The sequence below is a fragment of the Sphaerisporangium rufum genome (assembly GCF_016863395.1).
GTDB classification, from domain to species: Bacteria; Actinomycetota; Actinomycetes; order Streptosporangiales; family Streptosporangiaceae; genus Sphaerisporangium; species Sphaerisporangium rufum.
The window spans coordinates 15949-32165 of record NZ_BOOU01000021.1 but is presented as its reverse complement, the minus strand read 5'-3'; the positions used below and the strand labels follow the sequence as shown (position 1 = coordinate 32165).

The 16217-nt window shown below is 74.3% G+C and carries 17 protein-coding genes; 6 read left to right on the top strand and 11 right to left on the bottom strand.

The window, feature by feature from the left end; translation table 11 throughout:
* Window positions 1–236: 236 nt before the first annotated feature.
* Window positions 237–422, top strand: a complete 186-nt coding sequence (gene rpmB, locus Sru01_RS07500; RefSeq protein WP_203983171.1) for a 50S ribosomal protein L28 — start codon at window positions 237–239, stop codon at window positions 420–422.
* A gap of 78 nt (window positions 423–500) precedes the next feature.
* Here rpmB and thiD read toward each other — a convergent pair whose 3' ends face one another.
* The 3 genes from thiD to Sru01_RS07485 form a co-directional block, all read right to left on the bottom strand.
* Window positions 501–1304, bottom strand: coding sequence for a bifunctional hydroxymethylpyrimidine kinase/phosphomethylpyrimidine kinase (gene thiD, locus Sru01_RS07495; protein WP_203983148.1), 804 nt, complete (start codon window positions 1302–1304; stop codon window positions 501–503).
* Between the two features lie 50 nt (window positions 1305–1354).
* Entirely contained in the window at window positions 1355–3523 is a 2169-nt protein-coding gene (locus Sru01_RS07490; protein ID WP_203983147.1) for a hypothetical protein, read from the bottom strand.
* 74 nt (window positions 3524–3597) lie between these two features.
* Entirely contained in the window at window positions 3598–4566 is a 969-nt protein-coding gene (locus tag Sru01_RS07485) for a thiamine-phosphate kinase (protein ID WP_203983146.1), read from the bottom strand.
* Window positions 4567–4633: 67 nt separating this feature from the next.
* Here Sru01_RS07485 and Sru01_RS07480 point away from each other — a divergent pair, with 67 nt between their 5' ends.
* Window positions 4634–4867 carry an Lrp/AsnC ligand binding domain-containing protein gene (locus Sru01_RS07480; RefSeq protein ID WP_203983170.1) on the top strand — a complete coding sequence of 78 codons (234 nt, stop codon included), beginning with the start codon at window positions 4634–4636 and terminating at the stop codon, window positions 4865–4867.
* A 24-nt stretch (window positions 4868–4891) separates the two neighbouring features.
* Complete coding sequence (locus tag Sru01_RS07475; protein WP_203983145.1) at window positions 4892–5347, top strand: DUF3515 family protein; 456 nt, start codon at window positions 4892–4894, stop codon at window positions 5345–5347.
* 25 nt (window positions 5348–5372) lie between these two features.
* Here Sru01_RS07475 and Sru01_RS07470 read toward each other — a convergent pair whose 3' ends face one another.
* The 4 genes from Sru01_RS07470 to Sru01_RS07455 form a co-directional block, all read right to left on the bottom strand.
* A complete protein-coding gene (locus Sru01_RS07470) occupies window positions 5373–6488 on the bottom strand; it encodes a D-alanine--D-alanine ligase family protein (RefSeq protein ID WP_203983144.1) in 1116 nt (371 codons plus the stop codon).
* Window positions 6489–6561: 73 nt separating this feature from the next.
* A complete protein-coding gene (locus tag Sru01_RS07465) occupies window positions 6562–7815 on the bottom strand; it encodes a trans-sulfuration enzyme family protein (protein WP_239137074.1) in 1254 nt (417 codons plus the stop codon).
* On the bottom strand, window positions 7812–8819 hold the full coding sequence (locus tag Sru01_RS07460; RefSeq protein WP_203983143.1) for an NAD(P)H-dependent glycerol-3-phosphate dehydrogenase: 1008 nt from the start codon (window positions 8817–8819) through the stop codon (window positions 7812–7814). Before Sru01_RS07460 ends, Sru01_RS07465 begins: the two co-directional genes overlap by 4 nt.
* A gap of 60 nt (window positions 8820–8879) precedes the next feature.
* Entirely contained in the window at window positions 8880–9596 is a 717-nt protein-coding gene (locus Sru01_RS07455; protein WP_203983142.1) for a lysophospholipid acyltransferase family protein, read from the bottom strand.
* Window positions 9597–9673: 77 nt separating this feature from the next.
* Between Sru01_RS07455 and cofC the strand changes: the two genes are divergently transcribed.
* A complete protein-coding gene (gene cofC / locus Sru01_RS07450; protein ID WP_203983141.1) occupies window positions 9674–10363 on the top strand; it encodes a 2-phospho-L-lactate guanylyltransferase in 690 nt (229 codons plus the stop codon).
* A 26-nt stretch (window positions 10364–10389) separates the two neighbouring features.
* On the opposite strand, the gene Sru01_RS07445 is transcribed toward cofC, so the two are convergent.
* Window positions 10390–12102, bottom strand: coding sequence for an MFS transporter (locus Sru01_RS07445; protein WP_203983140.1), 1713 nt, complete (start codon window positions 12100–12102; stop codon window positions 10390–10392).
* A 267-nt stretch (window positions 12103–12369) separates the two neighbouring features.
* On the opposite strand from Sru01_RS07445, the gene Sru01_RS07440 reads away from it, so the two are divergent.
* Complete coding sequence (locus tag Sru01_RS07440; protein ID WP_203983139.1) at window positions 12370–13137, top strand: TetR/AcrR family transcriptional regulator; 768 nt, start codon at window positions 12370–12372, stop codon at window positions 13135–13137.
* A gap of 56 nt (window positions 13138–13193) precedes the next feature.
* On the top strand, window positions 13194–13439 hold the full coding sequence (locus Sru01_RS07435) for a hypothetical protein (RefSeq protein WP_203983138.1): 246 nt from the start codon (window positions 13194–13196) through the stop codon (window positions 13437–13439).
* Between the two features lie 25 nt (window positions 13440–13464).
* On the opposite strand, the gene Sru01_RS07430 is transcribed toward Sru01_RS07435, so the two are convergent.
* From Sru01_RS07430 to leuC, 3 genes are all read right to left on the bottom strand, one after another.
* Window positions 13465–13764: an HU family DNA-binding protein gene (locus Sru01_RS07430; protein ID WP_203983137.1), complete on the bottom strand. Its 300-nt coding sequence runs from the start codon at window positions 13762–13764 to the stop codon at window positions 13465–13467.
* Window positions 13765–14143: 379 nt separating this feature from the next.
* Complete coding sequence (gene leuD / locus Sru01_RS07425; protein WP_203983136.1) at window positions 14144–14731, bottom strand: 3-isopropylmalate dehydratase small subunit; 588 nt, start codon at window positions 14729–14731, stop codon at window positions 14144–14146.
* A gap of 14 nt (window positions 14732–14745) precedes the next feature.
* On the bottom strand, window positions 14746–16122 hold the full coding sequence (gene leuC, locus Sru01_RS07420) for a 3-isopropylmalate dehydratase large subunit (RefSeq protein WP_203983135.1): 1377 nt from the start codon (window positions 16120–16122) through the stop codon (window positions 14746–14748).
* Window positions 16123–16217: the final 95 nt, after the last annotated feature.

Here is a 16217-nt window from a genome sequence, read left to right as displayed (position 1 = left end):
CCTGGTGAGCCGGTGCCCGGGCCGCGTGCCCGGCCGGGACGTCCGCGGATGACCGCGGGACGCCGCGGATGCGCTACGGTTGGTGTAACGAGATTATCCCCGTTCGCCGGTTCCCCGTTTGGCGCGCACCAGCCGACATCGGATACCCTCGTGTGGCCAGCCGGTTGTCCCGGCATGCCCGACCGCCGCTTCTACCTCGGTTTCGGGCCTATTGACTGATCTAAGGAGCGATGACCGTGGCTTCCGTCTGCGACGTCTGCGGCAAGGGGCCGACCTTCGGCAACAACATCTCGCACTCGCACCGCCGCACCCGCCGCCGCTGGAACCCCAACATCCAGCGCATCCGCGCCATGGTGGGCAGCACGCCGAAGCGGCTGAACGTGTGCACCTCCTGCATCAAGGCGGGTAAGGTCACCCGCTGACCTGAGCTTTCCGGCAGCCCGCCGTCCCGTCCGGGGCGGCGGGCTGTTCCGTTGCCGGACGGTCAGCGGGCATCGCGCTCAGCCGGGGTCCGCACCGCGCCACCGCCAGGCGTGATCGACCGGGCCGATGCCGGCACCGAGCGGGAAGCCCCGGGCGATGGCCCCGGTCACGTACTCCTTCGCCAGGCCGACCGCCTCGGGGACCTCGGCGCCGAGCGCCAGGTGCGCGGCGATGGCCGAGGCGAGCGTGCAGCCGGTGCCGTGGGTGTGCCGGTTGTCGTGTCGTTCGGCGGCGAACCGGAATTCGCGCGAGCCGTCGGTGAGCAGGTCCACCGGGCGGCCCGGCAGGTGGCCGCCCTTGACCAGCACCCAGGCCGGCCCGAACTCCAGTACCGCCTCGGCGGCCGGGCGCAGGCCCTCCTCGTCCTCGACCTTGACCGAGGTGAGCTGCTCGACCTCCCACAGGTTCGGGGTGACCACGGTGGCCACCGGCAGCAGCCGGGTGCGCACGGTCTCGACCGCCTCGGGGGCCAGCAGCGGGTCGCCGTGCTTGGAGACCCCGACCGGGTCGACCACCACCGGGGCCGGCTCCCCGGCCAGCCGCCCGGCCACCACGGCGACCAGCTCCGGCGAGGCGAGCATCCCGGTCTTGACCGCCTGCGCGCCGATGTCGCCGAGCACCGAGTCGAGCTGGGCGCGCACCGCCTCGGCGGGCAGCTCCCAGTACCCCTGAACGCCGAGGGAGTTCTGCGCGGTCACCGCGGCGATCACGCTCATGCCGTGCACGCCGATGGCGAGCATGGTCTTCAGGTCGGCCTGGATGCCGGCGCCGCCACCGGAGTCGGAGCCGGCGATCGTCAGCACGCGCGGTGGGGTGGTCATCCGCCTATCAAACCAAAACGTCCCCGCGGCGGCGCCGCGGGGACGCCGGTTCAGCCGGCGGCCTGGGTCTCCCCCTCCGGGGCCACCAGGCTCCCCATGTCGACCTCGCAGGTGCCGCCGTCCAGCTCGCAGCCGCCGGGCGGCGCGGAGTCGCCGTCGGCGGTGAACGTGACGACCGCCCGCTCGCCCGGTGCCAGCGACGTCTCGGAGGTCAGGGCCAGCTCCGCGCCGTCCTGGGTCCAGTTCGCCCCGGTGACGTCGATGACGTCGCCGCCGACCTCCACCCGCAGTCCCCATCCGGCGAGCACCGGACCGGTGTTGGTGATGGTCAACCGCCCGGTGTACCCGTCCGGCGAGGACTCGGCCACCGCGAACCCGACGGCCACCCGCCCCGGCGAGATGTCGGGGTCGTTCGGTGTGGCGTCGGGCGAGCTCGACGGCTCCGGCCGGTCCCGCGGCGGGTCCAGCAGGTCGGGGTCGTCGGCGGGTGGCCGGGTGCTGCGGCTGGGCCGGGGCGTGGCGGACACCCGCGGCCGGGTCGGGCGCGCGGTGGCCGTCGGCGCCGGGCGGCGCGACGGGCGCGCCGTGGCGGTCCGGTCCGCGCCGCGGGTCCGGGTGGGGGTGGCCGACTCTCCGGGGTCGGCGGAGCCGGTCTCCGCCGGGGTGGGCACCGCACCGGCCGACGGCCGGCCCTCGGCGATGGCCACGCAGTCCTGGCCGGACGGGCACTTGTCCTCGTCGAGCCGCAGCCCGGAGGAGAGCTTGACGCCGACGACGACGCTGGCCACCGCGACGGCCACCGCCAGCGCGGAGAACATGGCCAGCCGGCGCCCGTTGCGGCCGCCGGGGCGGTCCGCCGCGCCGGCGCCGCGCCGCCGGCCGCGGCCGGGCGGGGCGTCGCCGGGCTCGCCGGCCTCCGCGTCACCGCCGCGCCGGCGCCGGCGGTCGCGGAGCGCGAACGAGGTCAGGTCGCCGGCGGGCGCGCCGCGGTCCGCGGGCAGGTAGCCGGGGCCGTCACCCACGCGCACCAGGCCGTCGTCGCCGTCGCCGTCGCCGGACTCCGGGCGGCCGGGGTCGCGATCACCGGCGAACGCCGCCGGGCCACCGGGCGCCCATTCGGATTCGTGGCCGTCCGGGACGCCGGCGGGCACCGGATCGCCCGCCAGGTGGCCGGAGGCGCCGGGCGTCCGATCGTGCGCGGGTGCTCCCGGCGCGGGCGGGGCGGCCGGCCGGCCGGGCTGCTCCACGGCCGCAAGGACGCCGGTCGCGGCGTCCGGCCAGAGGTCGCCGGCCGGCGATCCGGGACGATCCACGGCGGCCGGATGGTCGCCGAGGAAGGCGCCGGGCGCCTCGGGGCCCGGCCGCCGGTCGGCGGGCGGCGGGAAGGCCGGGCCGGCCGCCGGTTCCGGCATGATGTAGGTGCCGGTCTCCCGGCGCGGCGCGGCGAACACGTCGTCCCCGCCGGGCGCCGGCCCGGCGCCGGCCCGGCCCGCGGCCGGGTAGGGGTCGGCTCCGGCCCGCCCGCGCGGCGCGAACAGGTCGTCCGCGCCGGACGCGGGGAACGGCGGGTCCTCGGCGGATCCGGAGCCCCCCGGCGATCCGGAACCGGCGGGGAAGGCGGCGTCCGGGACGCCGGTCAGCGGGTCCGGGAAGCCGGGGGAAGACAGCGGATCATTTCCGGAGCGGCCGAGTACCGCGGTGGGGTCGTCGCCGGCCCTGCGGCGGGCGGCGAGCAGATCATCCTCGCCCGGGCGGCGCGCCGCCGGCGGCTCGCCGGGCGCCGGATCGAACACGTCGCCGCCGGCGGCCGGGAACGGCCCGGACGCGGCCTGGCGGGCCGGCGGGGTGAACACATCGCCGGTGGCGGGGGCGGGCAGGCGGTAGGTGCCGCCGTCCGGGACCCCGGTGTCCCGCGGGTCGCCTGGCGGGGTGCCGGTGTCCCGCGGGTCGCCTGGCGGGGTGCCGCCGGACGCGGAGTCGTCGTCCCAGGCGCTCGGCCAGGCCGGCGCGGGCGCGTCCCAGGCCGCCGAGCGCGAGCGCGGCGGCGGCTCCGCGGCCGGCGCGTCCTCCGGGTCGTCCAGCCAGCCCGGCTCGTCGTCCTCGCCCAGCCACTCCCGGGTGCCGCGCTCGTCGTCACCCCACCCGTCCTGGTAGCCGTCCGGCTGCTCGTCGCCGGCCCCCCGGCCCCGGGATGACTTCTGACGTCGTCCCCGTCCCATGAAGCGCCTTCCTTGTAGAAACCTAGCGCCCCACTTCATAACACCTTAAACACATGCACGTCACAATTTTCTCGTTATTCACGGAAGTGATCCCAGCCACCCTCCGGCCGGTCGTACCCGCTGACCTGCACACCCTGCCCGGCGACCACCTCACCGATCACCCGCCACTCGCCGGGCAGCACGGCGTCCGCCGGGAAGGTGGCGACCAGCGCGTGGTCGTCACCGCCGGCCAGGACCCAGCCGAGCGGGTCCACGCCGAGCTCGGCCGCGGCGGCCGGCAGCGGCTCGGGCACCGGCAGCGCGCCGGGGTCCAGCACGACGCCGGCACCACTGGCGGCCGCGATATGCCCGAGGTCCTGCACCAGCCCGTCGCTCACGTCGGCCATCGCGGTGGCACCGAGCCCGGCCGCCGCCGGCCCGCAGTCGTACGGCGGCCGCGGGTGGCGGTGGGCGGCCGCCAGGTCCGGGTAGGGGAGGTCGTCCCGGCCGGCCAGGAACAGCGCCAGCCCGGCCGCGGCGTGGCCGAGCCGGCCGGCGAAGGCCACCACGTCACCCGGCCGGGCGCCGGACCGGGTGACCGGCGGGCGCCCGCCGAGGTCGCCGAGGGCGGTCACCCCGAGCACCACGCTCTCCGACCGGGAGATGTCGCCGCCGGCCACGCTCGCCCCGGCCGGCAGGCACTCGTCGCGCAGGCCGTCGGCCAGGCCGTCCAGCCACTCCACCGGCAGCTCGCCCGGCAGGCCGAGCCCGACGACCAGCGCGGTCGGCCGGGCCCCCATGGCGGCCACGTCGGCGAGGTTCTGCGCCGCCGCCTTGCGGCCGATGTCGTACGGGCTGGACCAATCGCAGCGGAAGTGCCTACCCTCGAGTAGGAGGTCGGTCGTCACGACGACTCGCCCATCGGGGGCGCGGAGCACGGCGGCATCGTCGCCCGGACCGAGGAGAACCGCCGGAAGTTGCGGCAAACGCCCAGCAACACGGGCAATAATCCCGAATTCGCCAAGATCTGCGACTCTGATATCACACCTCCAGGTGTGTTCCATGTACGGTGGCGATTCGGCACTGATCCAGATACCGCACTTACGCAGCTCGCCCGCCGGGAGGACGTTGATGGTGCAGGCCTACATCCTTATCCAGACCGAAGTCGGCAAGGCCGCCGAGGTCGCCGGAGCGATCAAGGTGATCACCGGGGTGACCCAGGCCGAGGACGTCACCGGCCCGTACGATGTGATCGTCCGCGCCGAGGCGAACAACGTGGACGAGCTGGGCAAGCTCGTCGTCGCGCAGATCCAGTCCATCGAAGGGATCACGCGGACGCTGACCTGCCCGATCGTCCATATCTGAGCGCCGGCCACCTGCGGGGGGAGCATGTTCGGGGTCGCCAGGGCCGGCGTCGGCGCGCCGGCCGCCGCGATCATGATCGCCATGATGGTGCTCGCGGGGTGCGGCGGCACGGTACGGGTGGACCCGCCGGCACCGCGCGGCGCCACGGCGGCCGCCTGCGCGGCGCTGGGCGACCGGCTGCCGCGCACCCTGGACGGCGCCGAACGCGGCCGCAGCGACCCGCCCTCGCCCTACGTGGCGGTCTGGGGCGAAGGAGAGATCACCCTGCGCTGCGGGGTGCCCCGCCCGGCCCGGCTCGACCCCTACCAGCAGGTCCCGGAGATCAACGGGGTTCCCTGGTACGCCGACCCCGCCCGGCCGGCGCTCTTCACGGCCCTGGCCCGCGGCGGGTACGTCGAGGTGACCATCTCCCGCGAGCACCAGGCCGCCGCCGTGCTCGTCGATCTGGCCGCCCCGGTCAGCGCGGCGTTCCCCGGCTGACCCTCCCCCGTCCACGGCCGCCGGCTCAGCGCAGCCCGGCCGGCCGGTCCAGCGCCAGCCGGATCAGCCGGTCCACCAGCTCGGAGTACGACACGCCGGAGGCCGCCCACAGCTGCGGCGCCACCGACATCGCGGTGAACCCGGGCATCGTGTTGATCTCGTTCAGCAGCAGCCGGCCGTCGGCGGTGTAGAAGAAGTCCACCCGGGCCAGCCCCTCGCAGCCGAGCGCCTCGAACGCGCGCACCGCCATCCGGCGCAGCTCCTCGGCCACCTGCTCCGGCAGGTCGGCCGGCACCCGCAGCTCGATGTCGGAACCGATGTACTTGGCCGTGAAATCGTAGAAATCATGCTGGTCGTTCACCAGCACCTCGCCGGGCACGCTGGCACCCGGCGGCTCGTCCCCGGGGGACTGCAGCACCGCGCACTCGATCTCCCGGCCGTCGATGGCGGCCTCGACCAGCACCTTGGGGTCGTGCTCGCGGGCCAGCTCGATCGCCCGCTCCAGGGTCTCGGCGCCGTCCACCCGGGAGATGCCCTGGCTGGAGCCGGCCCGGGATGGCTTGACGAAGACCGGCAGGCCGAGATCCTCGATCTCCTTCAGGACGCGCTCGCGCTCCAACCGCCAGTCGCGGTCGCGCACCACGACGTAGCGGCCCACCGGCAGCCCGGCCGCCGCGAGCACCGCCTTCATGTAGGCCTTGTCCATGCCCACCGCGCTGGCCAGCACGCCGGAGCCCACGTAGCGCACCCCGGCCATCTCCAGCAGCCCCTGGATGGTGCCGTCCTCCCCGAAGGGACCGTGCAGCATCGGGAAGACCACGTCCACCTGGCCGAGCGAGTCGGGGATCCGCCCCGGTTCCAGGGTCACCAGCGCCCCCGCACCTGAAGGGAGCGCCACCTCGGTGCCGCTCGCGTCGACCGAGGGCAGCTCGGTGCCCTCGATCTCGAAGCGCTGGTCGTCCGGCGCCAGCACCCAGCGGCCGTCGGTGCCGATCCCGATGGGGACGACGTCGTACTTCGCGCGGTCGATGGCCGAAAGGACGTTGCCCGCGCCCAGCAGGGAGACCGCGTGCTCGGAGTTGCGCCCGCCGAAGACGACCGCCACCCGGATCCGGGGCCGTGACTCGTGCTGCTCGTTCATGATTCCCGAATCTACCGTGTGCCCAGGTCGTCCCCGCTTGTCAGGTACCACCGCGTGGCGGGCCGGCCGCGGATCAGCCGCGGGCGGCGGGTCCGGAGCGCAGCCCGTCGAGGGCTCCGGTGACGTCCGCGATCAGATCTTCGGCGTCCTCCAGGCCGACCGCGAAGCGGACCGCGCCCGGGTCGGTGCCCGCGCCGGCCGGCCCCGCCTCGGCCAGCCGGCCGCGGGCGGCGGAGGCCAGGTGCACCACCTTGGTCTGCGCGCCGCCGGCCGAGGCGGCGATCCGCGCCGTCCGCAGCGTGTCGGCCAGCATCACCCCCGCCTCGTAACCGCCGTAGGGGATCACCGAGACGCAGGCGCCGAACCGGGTGCCCTCCGGGCCGGCGTCGAAGAGCTGGCGGGCGAGCTGGTGGCCCGGGTGGTCGGGCAGGCCCGGGTAGTCGACCCGGCGCACGCCCGGATGCTTGGCCACGGCCGCGGCGAACACCATCGCGGTCGCGCACATCCGCCGCACCCGCAGCGGCAGGGTGGACAGCCCCCGGCGCAGCAGGAAGGCCTCGTCCGGCGCCAGCGCCGCCCCGGTGTCGACCCGCACGTCACGGACGTGGGCGATGAGGTCGGGCCGGCCGACCACCGCGCCGCCGGCGCAGTCGTCGTGCCCGCCGATGAACTTGGTCGCCGAGTGGACGACCAGATCGGCACCGTGCTCCAGCGGCCGGCACACCACCGGCGTGGCGTAGGTGGAGTCGACCACCAGCAGCGCGCCGGCGTCCCGCGCGATGCGGTACAGCCCGCGGATGTCGGCCACCGCCATCGTGGTGGTGCCCAGCGTCTCGGCATATATGATCTTGGTCTGCCGGCGGACGGCCGCGTGCACCCGGCGCAGGTCGGAGAAGTCCACGAAGTCGGCGGTGACCCCGAACCGCGCCAGCACGCCGGCCAGCAGCGCGTGGGTGCCGCCGTGCACCGGCGCGGGGGCGACGACGTGCGCGCCGGCCCGCAGGAAGGTCATGAACACCGCGCTGACCGCGGCCATCCCGGACGGGAACGCCTGCCCCGCCACGTCCTCGGGGGCGGCGGCGCCCTCCAGCGAGGCGATGCCCGCGGCGAAGGCGGCCACCGTCGGATTGTCGATCCTGCTGTAGGCGAAGCCCGGTGCCCGGTCGCCGAGCACGTCGGCGTACTCGGCCGAACCGTCGAAACCCCAGGTCGCCGACCGCCACACAGGCAGGCCGATCGGTAACCGGCCGGCGGGCGGGGCGGGCGGCAGGTGCACCGCCCGGGTGTTCTCGCCGGCCTTCCTGCGTAACCGCCGCGATGAAGTCACACGCCGTACCGTTCCGGCTTGGGAGTCCGCGACATCAGCAGCATCGCGGCCTCGCTGGGAGTCATTCCGTCATGGACGACGCCCACCACCACCTCGGTGATCGGCATCTCCACGTCGTGCTTCCTTGCCAGGTCCAGGACCGACTCGCAGGACTTGACCCCCTCGGCGGTCTGCCTGGTCGCCGCGATGGTCTCGGCCATGGTCATGCCCCGGCCGAGATTCTCGCCGAAGGTGCGGTTCCTCGACAACGGGGAGGTGCAGGTCGCCACCAGGTCGCCCATGCCCGCCAGGCCGGCGAAGGTGTGCGGGTCGGCGCCGACCGCCGCGCCCAGCCGGGCGATCTCGGCCAGCCCGCGGGTCATCAGGGTGGCCCGGATGTTGTCACCGAGCCCCATTCCGGCCGCGACGCCCACCGCGAGCGCGATGACGTTCTTGACCGCGCCGCCGAGCTCCACCCCGGCCACGTCGGCGTTGGTGTAGGCCCGGAACCACGGCAGGTGGCAGGCGTCCTGCAGCCGCGCGGTCACCGTGTCGTCGCAGGCGGCCACCACCGTGGCGGCCGGCTCCCGCCGGACCAGCTCGCCGACCAGGTTCGGCCCGGAGACGACGGCGACCCGCTCGGCGGGCACCTCGGCCACCTCGCAGATGACCTCGCTCATCCGCTTGCAGGTGCGCAGCTCGATGCCCTTCATCAGGCTGACCAGCACCGCGCGCGGCGGCAGCAGCGGCGCCCAGCCGGCCAGGTTGCCGCGCAGCGTCTGCGACGGCACGGCCAGCACCACGAAGTCGGCGCCGTCGATCGCCTCGGCCGGGTCGGTGGTGGCCCGCAGCGAAGTGGGCAGCCGCACGCCGGGGAGGTACTCGGGGTTCTCGTGCGCGCGGTCGATGGCCTCCACCACCTCGGCGCGCCGGCCCCACAGCGTGGTCCGGGTACCCGCCTCCGCGAGGATCATGGCGAAGGTGGTCCCCCAGGAACCGGTTCCCAGAACCGCGGCCTTGGTCATGGGCACACCGTACGCGCACCGCGCCACCGCGTGACGCCACCCGCAGCCGGGCGGCCGGCGTCACCCCGCACGGGTCTCGGCCTGGAACGGGTCGTCGGGGGCCTTCTCGCCGCGCAGCTCGGCCAGCTGGGCGGTGATGGCGGCCATGATGTCGGCGGTGGCCTCCTGCAGCACCTTGCCGCGCATCGGCTGCCCCTGGTAGCGCGACAGGTCGACCGGCGGGCCGGCCAGCGCGTGGAACGTCTTGCGCGGGAACAGCCGAGGGCGCCTGCCCCCGTACGGAAGCAGCTCCTGGGCACCCCAGTGCGCGACCGGGATCACCGGCACGCCGGTGGCCAGCGCGAGCCGGGCCACGCCCGTCTTGCCGGCCATCGGCCAGTGGTCGGGATCGCGGGTGATCGTGCCCTCCGGATAGAAGATCACGCTGGCGCCCTCGCGCAGCGCGTCCTCGGCGTGCCGCAGCGAGCGGGCCGCGTCGGTGCTGCCGCGGTACACCGGGATCTGCTTGCACTTGCGGATGATCGACCCGATCACCGGGATGTCGAACACTCCGGACTTGGCCAGGTAGACCGGCCAGCGGCCGCCGTCGTAGACGTAGTGCGCCAGCATCAGCGGGTCGGTCCAGGACAGGTGGTTCGCCGCGATGATCACACCGCCCTGCCGCGGCAGGTGCTCGGCGCCCCGCCAGTCGCGCTTGGTGAAGAGGTACAGCACCGTCTTCACGATCATCACGACCAGGGCTTCCCAGTGGATGGGCGGGCGTCCGGGGCGGCTCATCGACTCCTCCAAGTCATGCGGGCGCCCTCAGTCTCCCGGTTGGCCGCACAGGATGTCGAGGCGCGATGCTTAAGGCTATGCGCGGTACGAATCCCGGCGGGCGTCCCGGGCCCCCCGGCTGGACCCTGGTGGTGCCGGTGAAGACGCTGCTCGCCGCCAAGACCCGGCTGGCGGCCGCGACCGGGCCGCACCGGGCCGCCCTGGCGGTGGCGATCGCCTGCGACACGGTGGCGGCGGCCCTGGCCTGCCCGGCGGTGGCGCGGGTGGTGGTGGTGACCGGTGATCCGGTGCCGGCGGCGGCGCTGGCGGCGCTCGGCGCCCGCGTGGTGCCCGACCCGCTGGCCGGGCTGAACGCCGCGCTGCGGCACGGCGGCGCCGAGGCGGCCCGGCTGGCGCCGGCCGGGCCGGTGGGCGCGCTGCAGGCCGACCTGCCCGCGCTGCGGCCCGCGGAGCTGGCGGCGGTGCTGGCGGCGGCCGGGGAGTTCGACAGCGCGTTCCTGCCGGACGCGGCGGAGATCGGCACCACGTTCTACGGGGTACGCCCGGGGGTGGCGTTCACCCCGGGATTCGGCGGCGAGTCCCGGGCCCGGCACCTGGCCGGCGGGGCGAAGGAGCTGGCCGTGCCCGGCGTGCCCTCGGTCCGCCGGGACGTCGACACCCCGGCCGACCTGGCCGCCGCGCTCGCCCTGGGCGTCGGCCCGCACACCGCGGCCGTGGTGGCGACCCTGCGGGAGTCGGCGGCCTGGCCGCCGGACCGGGACCGCTAGCGGCGGTCCCGGCGTCCGGGCGGCGGTCAGTGACCGGGGCCGCCGTTCTCCCGGGCGTGGCGGGGCAGCAGGAAGGAGATCAGCAGGACGAGCAGCAACATGCCGTCCACCAGCCACAGGACGGACTTCATCGCGCTCGCCGAGCCTTCCTGGACCGACCGGCGCCCACTGTCGTTGAGCGCCCGGGCGATGTCCGCGGCCGCCTGCGGGGTCGGCGCGGCGGCCCGGGCCTCGGCCACCAGCCGGTCACAGGAGGCGGGCATCTCGGCCGGGTCCTCGGCCACCACCCGGTCGCGGCCGCAGGCACGCAGCCCGGCGACCAACCGGTCCTGCGCCGGCGCGGGCACCTGGGCGGCGGCCAGCGCGGTGCGCAGCCGCGGCGCCTGGTCGTCGGCCGCCCCGGTGACCCCACCACCGATCATGCCGAAGAACACCGTGCCGAGCAGGGCCACGCCGAACGCGCCGCCGAGCTGCTGGACGGCGGTCAGGCTGCCGGAGGCCGAGCCGGTCTCGTGATCCTCCACGCCGGCCAGCACGATGTCGAAGAACGGCGCCATCATCGCGCCCATGCCGATGCCGGTCAGCGCCAGCGCCGGGGCCAGCTGCCACGGCGTCAGGCCGGTGCCGGCCATGTTCAGCGTGACGACGAGCGCGAGCACGCCGAGGGCCATGACGACCGTTCCGCCCTGGAGCAGCCCGCGGCCGAACTTCTGCAGCGGCTGGGCGATGCCGAAGCCGATCACCATGCCGAGCGACCACGGGATCATCGACACGCCGGCCTTGAGGGTGGAGTACCCCAGGCCCATCTGGGTGTGCAGGTTGAGCGACAGCACGAAGCCGATCATGGCCGCGAAGAACACCAGGCCGAGGACGAGCCCGCCGGTGAAGGCACGCTTGCGGAACAGGCCGGGAACGACCAGCGGGTCGCCGCCGGCCCGGCCGCGCCGGGCCTCGTAGCGGCCGAAGAGCACGAAGACCAGGACCGAGGCGCCGATCATCAGGAACGACCAGAGCGGCCAGTCGTACTCGCGGCCCTGCACCAGGGGGAAGACCAGCAGCAGGCCGGCCGCCGAGACCAGGATCGCCCCGGGGATGTCCAGCCGCGGCGGTCGCGGAGAGCGGGACTCGGGCAGGAACCGCAGGCCGAGCAGCACGGCGGCCAGCCCGAGCGGCAGGTTGATCAGAAAGATCATGCGCCAGCCGGTGCCGAGCAGGTCGGCCTCGACCAGCCAGCCGGCCAGCGTCGGACCGCCGACCGAGGAAAGGCCCATGACCGGACCGAAGAGGCCGAACGCCTTCTGCATCTCCTCGGGCGGGAACATCTCCTTGATCATGCCGAGGCCCTGGGGCAGCATGACCGCGCCGAACAGACCCTGGACGACCCGGGCGGCGACCAGCTGCCAGGGCTCCTGGGCCACCGCGCACAGCAGCGAGCCGGCGGTGAACCCGGCGGCGCCGAGGAGGAACATCCGCTTGCGGCCGAAGATGTCGCCGAGCCGCCCGCCGGTGATCAGGCCGACCGCCATGGCCAGGGTGTAGGCGGCGCCGAGCCACTGGATGACGGCGGCGCTGCCGCCGAGGTCACCCCGGATGGTGGGGCCGGCGATGTTGGTGACCGTCGCGTCCAGCAGGTCCATGACCTCGGCGGCGAGGATCACGAAGAGAGCGGCCCACCGCCATCGGTACGGCGGGGCGGCGCCGGGCGGAGCCGGCTGGACACCGGTGTCGACGCTGGTCATGGGATTCCTCCAGGGGGTGTGCGCGCCGGCTCGGCGCCGTAGAGATGAACACTGTTCAATAGACTGAGCGTTGTTCTATCATTGAACAGCGTACTATGCAAAGTGCGCTGTTCTTAAGATATGTCGCAAGACTCCCCCTGACAAGATATATCGCGAATTCTCGTTCACCGACGTGCGTGGGCGGCCGGGCCCGCGGTGCGCGGGCGGCCGGAGGGTGGCCGACTAGACTCCTCGGGACCATCCGAGGGCGCGAAAGGGCGATGACGCATGAGCGATCCGGAGCAGGACGACTCCGTGCCGCCGCCCCCGTGGGCGCGCTCGCGGCGGAGGCAGGCCCCGGCACGCGTCCCGCTCACCCGCGACCGCATCGTGGACGCCGCCTACGACGTACTGGACCGGGACGGGTTCGACCGGCTCAGCATGCGCCAGGTCGCCGGCGAGCTCGGCGTCGCGGTCTCCGCGCTGTACGCGCACGTCGCGAGCAAGAACGAGCTGCTGCAGCTGATGTACGAGCGGCTGTTCCGGGAGTATCCGCTGCCCGACGCCGACCCCGAGCACTGGCAGGAGCAGCTCAAGGAGTTCGCCCGCAGCGGCCGGGCCCGCCTGCTGGCCCACCGGGACATGGCCAAGGTGTCCATGTCCGGGCTGCCGTTCACCCCGCAGCTGTTCCCGTACATGGAACGCCTGATCGCCATCTTCCGGGCGGCCGGGCTGCCGCCCCGGCTGGCGGCCACCGCCGGCGACCTGCTGGCCACCTACACCGACGCCTTCGTGCTGGAGGAGCAGATGTGGGAGGACCGCCGGCGCACCGCCGAGCTGGCCAGCTGGGACGAGATGCGCGCCACCATCCAGGGCTATTTCGAGGAGCTGCCGCCCGACCGCTTCCCCAACCTGGTCGAGCTGTCGGCGGACTTCTTCGCCGAGAACAACGACCAGCGGTTCGACCTGGGCCTGGAGATCATCCTGCGCGGTCTCGCCTCCTACATCGAGCGGCCGCCCGGCGGCGCCGCGGCGGGCGACCCGCGGGAGCCGTGACGCCGCCGGACCGTGCCGCCGCGGCCTCGCGCGTGCCCGGGGCTAGACTGGCCGGCGTGCAGGGCACCGTACGCGCGTTCGACCCGGCGGCCCGCGCCGGCTCGGTCCTGCTGGACGACGGCGCCGAGATCCCGTTCGGCGCGGCCGCCTTCGACGCGAGCCCGCTGCGGCTGCTGCGCTCCGGCCAGCGGGTGAACATCCGGGTGGCCGGCGGCGCCGTCACCGCGATCACCCTGGCCGGCTTCCCGCTTCCGGAGCCGCCGCCCCCCGGCACGCGAGCGCCCGGCCCCCCTGACGGGTGACCGGGCGCCGGCACTGGTGGAACGGTCACTTCTTCCTGGACGCCTTCTTCCCGGAGGTGTTCACCAGCTCCTTGAAGTCGGCGCCGGGCCGGAACTTGGGGCCCCAGCTCTCCGCCACCTTGATGGGCTCGCCGGTCGACGGGTTACGGGCCTGCCGGGCCGGCTTGTGCGCCATCTCGAACGCGCCGAAGCCCGTGATCGAGACCTTCTCCCCGTTCGCGACGGCGTGCTGGATGGCCTCGATGATCGCGTTCACGGCCTCGGTCGCGGTCTTCCTGTCGCCGACCCGATCTGCGATCGCGTCCACGAGTTCTCGCTTGTTCATCTAGCTCTGCTCCCCCTGATCACCGCTGTCCAACGGGTGAGCGTCGCCGTCGCTGGCGCGCGACCCCGTCTCACCCGGTGTGCGTAGCACGGGGTTTCGGCACGCACCCACCGGTCAACGGTCAGAAACCCCTTACCCGCTTGAAATTAGGGGACAGGCGGCCAGGACTCAATCACATTCCGCGATGTTGCGCCTGCTCGGCGTGTCGGATCCGGCCGTCCGGCGGGCCGCCGGACGGGTGCGCGGGCGGCCGATATCGCCCCAGGTGGGGTGGCAGATCACCAGGTATCACCGCATAGCCGCGTCCATTCCGGCGCCGGACGGCACGGCGGGGGGCGTCGCCCGCCCGCCGTGCCGGCCCGTCCGCCCGGGGCGCCGGTCAGACGGTCGTCGGCAGCCACCGCTGCCGGCCGCCCTCGTAGGCGGCCACCTCCTCGGCGTGCCGAAGGGTCAGCCCGATGTCGTCCAGCCCTTCCAGCAGCCGCCAGCGGGTGTAGTCGTCGATCTCGAAGCCGGCGGTCTCGCTCCCCCAGCGCACCTGGCGGGCCTGGAGGTCGACGGTCACCTCGGTGGCCGGGTCGGCCTCCGCGGCGGCCTGCAGGGCCTCCACGGTGGCCGCGGGCAGCACCACCGGCAGCAGCCCCATCTTGGTGGCGTTGTTGCGGAAGATGTCGCCGAACCGGGCCGCGATGACCGCCCGGAAGCCGTACTGCTGCAGGGCCCACACCGCGTGCTCGCGGGAGGAGCCGGTGCCGAAGTCGGGGCCGGCGACCAGCACGGAGGCGCCGGCGTAGGCCGGGTCGTTCAGCACGAACGACGGGTCCTCGCGCCAGGCGGCGAACAGGCCCTTCTCGAAGCCGGTCCGGCTGACCTGCTTGAGCCACACGGCGGGGATGATCTGGTCGGTGTCGACGTTGCTGCGGCGCAGCGGCACGGCCCGGCCGGTGTGCGTGGTGAAGGCGTCCATGGTCGAAAGGCTCCTTACAGGTCGGCGGGCGCGGTGAGACGGCCGGTGACGGCGGTGGCGGCGGCGACCGCCGGAGACACCAGGTGGGTGCGCCCGCCCTTGCCCTGGCGGCCCTCGAAGTTGCGGTTGGAGGTGGAGGCGCTGCGCTCGCCCGGCGCGAGGGTGTCGGGGTTCATGCCCAGGCACATCGAGCAGCCGGCCTGGCGCCACTCGGCTCCCGCCGCCTGGAACACCTCGTGCAGGCCCTCGGCCTCCGCCTCGGCCCGCACCTGCATGGAACCGGGGACGATGAGCGTGCGGGTGCGGACCGTGCGCCCGCGCAGCACCTCGGCCGCCGCGCGCAGGTCCTCCAGCCGGCCGTTGGTGCACGACCCCACGAACACGGTGTCCACCTCGACCTCGCGCAGCGGGGTGCCGGCGCGCAGGCCCATGTACTCCAGCGCGCGGCGGGCCGCCGCCGGGTCGGGGGTGTCGTCCGGCTCGGGCACCACGGCGTCCAGCGGCGCGCCCTGCCCCGGGTTGGTGCCCCAGGTGACGAACGGCGTGAGCGCCGAGGCGTCGATCTCGACCACCGTGTCGAAGACCGCGTCGTCGTCGGTGCGCAGCGAGCGCCAGTACTCCACCGCGGCGTCCCAGTCGGCGCCGGAGGGGGCGTGCGGGCGGCCCTGGAGGTAGGCGAACGTCGTCTCGTCCGGCGCGATCATGCCGGCCCGGGCGCCGGCCTCGATCGACATGTTGCAGACCGTCATCCGGCCCTCCATGGACAGCGCGCGGACCGCGGCGCCGCGGTACTCCACGACGTGTCCCTGGCCGCCACCGGTGCCGATCTTGGCGATCACGGCGAGGATCAGGTCCTTGGCGGTGACGCCGTAGGGCAGCTCGCCGGAGACCTCGATGGCCATGGTCTTCGGCCGGTAGGCCGGCAGCGTCTGGGTGGCCAGCACGTGCTCCACCTCGGAGGTGCCGATGCCGAACGCCAGGGCGCCGAACGCGCCGTGCGTGGAGGTGTGCGAGTCGCCGCAGACGATCGTCATGCCGGGCTGGGTGAGGCCGAACTGCGGGCCGATGATGTGCACCACGCCCTGGCCGGCGTCGCCCATCGGGTGCAGCCGGACGCCGAACTCTGCGGCGTTCTTGCGCAGCGTCTCGACCTGCGCCTTGGACACCGGGTCGGCGATCGGGCCGAGCACCGTGGGCACGTTGTGGTCCTCGGTGGCGATGGTCAGGTCGGGCCGCCGCACCTTGCGCCCGGCCATGCGCAGGCCGTCGAACGCCTGCGGGCTGGTCACCTCGTGCACGAGGTGGAGGTCGATGTACAGCAGGTCGGGCTCCCCGTCGGCCCGCCGGACGACGTGCTGTTCCCATACCTTCTCGGCCAGTGTGCGACCCATGTGTGAACGCCTCCTTGCGTTACATCCCCCGATGTCTCGTATGATAAGACGATAATTTCGGGATATGGACAGCCTATCCGCCCCGGCGGGAGATG